Consider the following 4,304-nt stretch of genomic DNA (forward strand, 5'->3'; position numbering starts at 1 on the left):
CTCCACCACCCTCTCCCCCAGCCCCGCACCTCAGCTCGCGGAGCCGCAGGACTCGGGCACGCCTCCCTCGGGAGCCGTCGCGGACAACGAGGACGGCGGCACGCCTCCCTCGGGCGCCACCGCGGGCGTCACGGGCGGAGAGGACGGCGGCACGCCCCTGAGCAGCGCGCTCGGAGACGGCGGCCCGGCCCTCGGCAGCGGGCCCGCACTCGGTGGCCCCGCGCTGGGCGGCAACCCCGACGGCGGCTTCAACTACACCTATGCGAAGTCGCTCGGCGCGAAGGCCGGCGGCGTGCGCTTCTACTTCTACGAGCGAGAGCGCGTGGTCGCCGAGCGCGCCGCGCCGCTCATCGAAGAGGCGTATCGGTACCTGGTGGACACCTTCCAGTACGTCCCCACGGAGACCTTCCCGTACATCCTCTACAGCAGCTACCAGGAATTCCTTCAGACGAACCTCTTCCCGCTGTCCGAGGGAACCCTGGGTGTCACCAGCACCGAGGACCTGAAGCTCACGCTGCCGTACCTGGGTGATCACCGACTCTTCGAGGAAATCAGCACCCACGAGCTGGCGCACCAGTTCACCATCCAGAAGACGCGCACCGTGGCCGAGCAGGCCAAGGTGTTCGGCGACCCCCTCCAGGCGATTCCGCTGTGGTTCATCGAAGGTATCGCCGAGTTCTACGCCAAGCGCGGCATGGACCCCGAGGCGGAGATGCTCGTCCGGGACCTGCTCGTCAATCCGGACCTCTACAAGGGCTACGCCTTCCTCGACTTCTTCTCCCCCGGGCCCTACGGCTACCTGTGGATCTACAAGGTCGGTCAGGTGCGCGTGGCCTTCCTCGAGGAGGAGTACGGCAAGGGCTTCATCCAGCGCGTGCTGGAGGACTCGCCCCGGCTGGTGGGCGGCTCGAAGGACTCCCCGTCGCTCAAGTTCGAGGAGCTGCTGGAGCGCCTGACGGGGGATGATCCGAAGCGGCTGTCCGCGCGGTTCGAGAACTGGCTGAAGCGCCGGGCCTACAAGACGTACCTCGGCTCGGAGCAGTCCGCGCCCGCGCTGGACCTGCTCGACAAGGCCCCGGGCTACATCACCGCGATGTCCAGCTCGCCGGACGGCACCCTGCTGGCGCTGCGCACCATCGTCCCCGAGACCGGCGAGAGCCGGCTGTATGTGATGGACCCGCGCGCGCCGGACAAGGCGGTGAAGGTGGCCGGTGACGGCGTGCCCGGCGTGGAGTCGCTGCACCCCATCTCCGGCCGCAGCTTCGCGCTGTCCAAGGACAAGCTGGCCTTCGTCGCCGAAATCACCGGTCGCGACATCATCTACGTGCAGGACTACAAACACACCGTGGAGAAGCGCGCCAACGACGTGCTGGTGCGACGCAACCCCATCCGCACCGGCATCGACCGGGAGGTGGGCACGTCGGTGCAACTGGAGGTGGGCGACCGCAAGGCCTACCGCATCGACAAGCACGGCATCCTCGCGGCGTACTCGCCAGCCCTCTCGCCGGATGGGCGCTACGTGGCCTTCATCGGCATCCAGGACGAGGGCCTGCGCGACGTCTACGTCATCGACCTGAACGCGAGCCCGGACGCCAAGCCCCTGCAGCTCACCGACGACGTGTTCTCCGAGCGCCAGGTGACGTGGGGCCCCGCGGGCATCGTCTTCACGTCGGACGCCACGTCGCACCGCAAGTTCAACCTCTTCCGCGTGAAGCTGGACGCGCCCCGCCAGGTGGAGCGGCTGACGAGCGAGGAGAGGGACCACGCGGACCCGCTGGCCCTGGTCGACGGCCGCGTGTTCTTCACCGCCTTCAACAACAGCAGCTCCGACCTGCACGAGCTGATGGCGGACGGGCGAATCGTGCGCCGCACGGACCTGACCACCGGCGTCTTCGAGCCGGGCCCCGGCCCCGAGGGTGGCCTGTGGATGCTCTTCCACGTGTCGGGTGAGCGGAAGCCCGCGGTGCTCAGGCCGCCGCGCATGCTCGCGCTCGACGTGGCGCCGGAGCCTCCTCCGGAGCCGCCCAACCCGCTGGCGGTGCGCCCGCTCACGGATGCGCAGGCGTACGAGCCCTTCGCGCGAAAGAACCTGGAGTTCGGCCCCATCTTCGGCTTCGCGGGCGCGGGCGGCGGCGGCTTCGTCGGTCAGCTCTTCGCGGCGGCGAGCGACCGCATGAGGGACCACCAGTTCATCCTCACCCTGGCGGTGTACGGCAGCTTCGATTTGACGGACGGCTACATGCTGTACATCAACGACGCGGGCCGGACGACGTGGGGCGGCGGTCTGTTCCAGTCGCTGCGCTTCCGCGTGGACCAGACGTTCGATGACCTGCCCGTCTTCTTCACGTCGGCGGAGCGGTACTTCGGCGCGCTCGGCAGCCTGCGCTATCCACTGAGCACGTTCTTCTTCGTCCAGGGCGACCTGAGCATGGGCGGAACCAAGTACTTCCTCGACGACCAGACCGAGTTCCGCCTCTTCTTCGCGGACCGCAACGAGGCCAACCGGGAGCTGCTGTCGCTGTGGAACGCGAAGAACGGCTCCATCCGCTTCCAGACCGAGTTGAGCGGACAGGTGGGCTACGACAGCCTCAAGTACCACTACGCCACCGGTCCGCTGTCGGGCAGCTCCGCGCTGCTGGAGATGACGCTGGGCGTGCAGCCCTTCGACAGCGAGGCCTACGGCAACCTCCGGCTGGATGCCGAGCGCTACTTCCCCATCTACGGCCGCACCCACCTGTTCCTGCGCGGCGGCGCGGGCACGACGCTGGGCGGACGCTACGCGCGCTCCTACTTCCTGTCGTCGTTCGACACCCTGCGCGGCGTGAACTTCGGCGACGAGCGGTGGCTGCTCGGCCGCAACTTCACCTACGCCACGCTGGAGCTGCAGCTGCCCCTCAACGACATCATCCGCGTGGCCTTCCTCAGTGACTTGGAGGCCATCGCGGCGATGGACGTGGGTGGCGTGGGCAACAGCGCCGAGGACCTGTGGGACCACCGCGTGCTCAACGCCGTCGTCGGTGTGAACCTGGCGCTGGGGCCCCTGCTGTTGCGGCTGCACTTCGGCAGGCCGCTCGACATCGGCGCCAAGGCCGGCAAGCCGGACTCGGGCTGGGTGACGAACTTCTCGCTGGGAATCGCCGGCCTCAACGGCTTCTTCGACCAGGGGAACACCGGCGCGACGAACAACGGCCCACCCCAGGGCGGGTCCCCCGCGCTGATGCCGGCGCAGGGTGGTGGCTACACCTCGCCTCGACACTGAGGCGACAGGCCGCCCCCGCTCCCTTCATCGGGTGAGCGGGGGCTGGCGATGCTTGGGGACGCGGCGTCAGGACTGCGCGGCCACGAGCGCCGCGTTGGCCTTCGCCATGGGCCCGCCGTCATTGGGGATGCGCTCGAAGTCACCGCGCAGCGCCTTGATGGCGAACTTCTCCAGGTCGATTTCCCGGCGCGAGCGGATACCCAGCGCGCGCAAGGGAGCGGACAAGGGCCCGAAGCCGAAGACGCCGTGCTGGAGGAGGACTCCCGCGGCCACGGCGCTCAGCACCCGCCACCGGCCGCCATCCTTCTTGCCCAGCAACAGGCCCAGCGCCCCCATCACGGCCGTGCCCACCATGACAGCGCGGTTGAGGTCCCACTCGCGCTCCAGCCGTTGGAGGTAGCGACTCATCTCCGGCCGGTCCGCGTGCGTCGCCATGTGCCGCACGCACGCCTCTACATGCTCGTCGATACGGCGGTTCACCATCAGCGGCGTGTGGTTGCGGGCGGAATCAGACGACTGGTTCCAGGTCTCCATCGCGGGCGTCTCCCTGTCGCGGCGCTCCCCTCTTCCTGAAGAAGCTAGGCCCGACGTTCCGCGTCGGGAACAGCGGTGGGAAGAAGGGAAGAAGGCTTCCCTGCCTGCCCGCCTGCCTCACCAGGGAGGCTCGCGTGCGACGCAGCTCCTTCTCAAGAAGCCCTCACGCCGACCCAGGGGTCGACGGGTCCTCAGCCCTCCAGGGTGAAGCAAATGACCGGCCCAGGAAGGGAAATCCCTTTCATCAACTACCCACCCCACGGCGTCTCAGGGCACTGGCTTCGTTCACTTTCGAGCGGCGCACGTCTCCCTCCATGAGGCACGAGCCTTGCTCAACACCCGGCGATGACTCGCTCACGACTCTTGCTCTGCCTTCCGGTGATGTGGCTGTGGGCTTGCGGCTCTGGAGCCCCGTCCTCACCCACTCAACCGCCTCCCGTCATCATCGAGGAGCCGCCTCCGACAAATCCGCCCGTGGAACCTCCGCCGGTGGACCCGCCCCCCGTGGACC

Annotated in this window: 2 protein-coding genes; one reads left to right on the plus strand and one right to left on the minus strand. The window is 68.5% G+C overall.

Features of this window, described 5'->3' with window-relative positions; all coding sequences use genetic code 11:
• On the plus strand, positions 1–3,259 hold a 3,259-nt coding region (locus FJV41_RS48205), incomplete at its 5' end, for a BamA/TamA family outer membrane protein (protein ID WP_246137891.1).
• 66 nt (positions 3,260–3,325) lie between these two features.
• Here FJV41_RS48205 and FJV41_RS48210 read toward each other — a convergent pair.
• On the minus strand, positions 3,326–3,793 hold the full coding sequence (locus FJV41_RS48210; protein WP_141649358.1) for a DUF2892 domain-containing protein: 468 nt from the start codon (positions 3,791–3,793) through the stop codon (positions 3,326–3,328).
• Positions 3,794–4,304 lie beyond the last annotated feature (511 nt).

Source organism: Myxococcus llanfairpwllgwyngyllgogerychwyrndrobwllllantysiliogogogochensis (genome assembly GCF_006636215.1).
GTDB classification, from domain to species: domain Bacteria; phylum Myxococcota; class Myxococcia; order Myxococcales; family Myxococcaceae; genus Myxococcus; species Myxococcus llanfairpwllgwyngyllgogerychwyrndrobwllllantysiliogogogochensis.

Coding starts and splice junctions, on each gene's coding strand:
- FJV41_RS48210 (WP_141649358.1), bottom strand. CDS start 3,793: ATGGAGACCTGGAACCAGTCGTCTGATTCCGCCCGCAACCACACGCCG.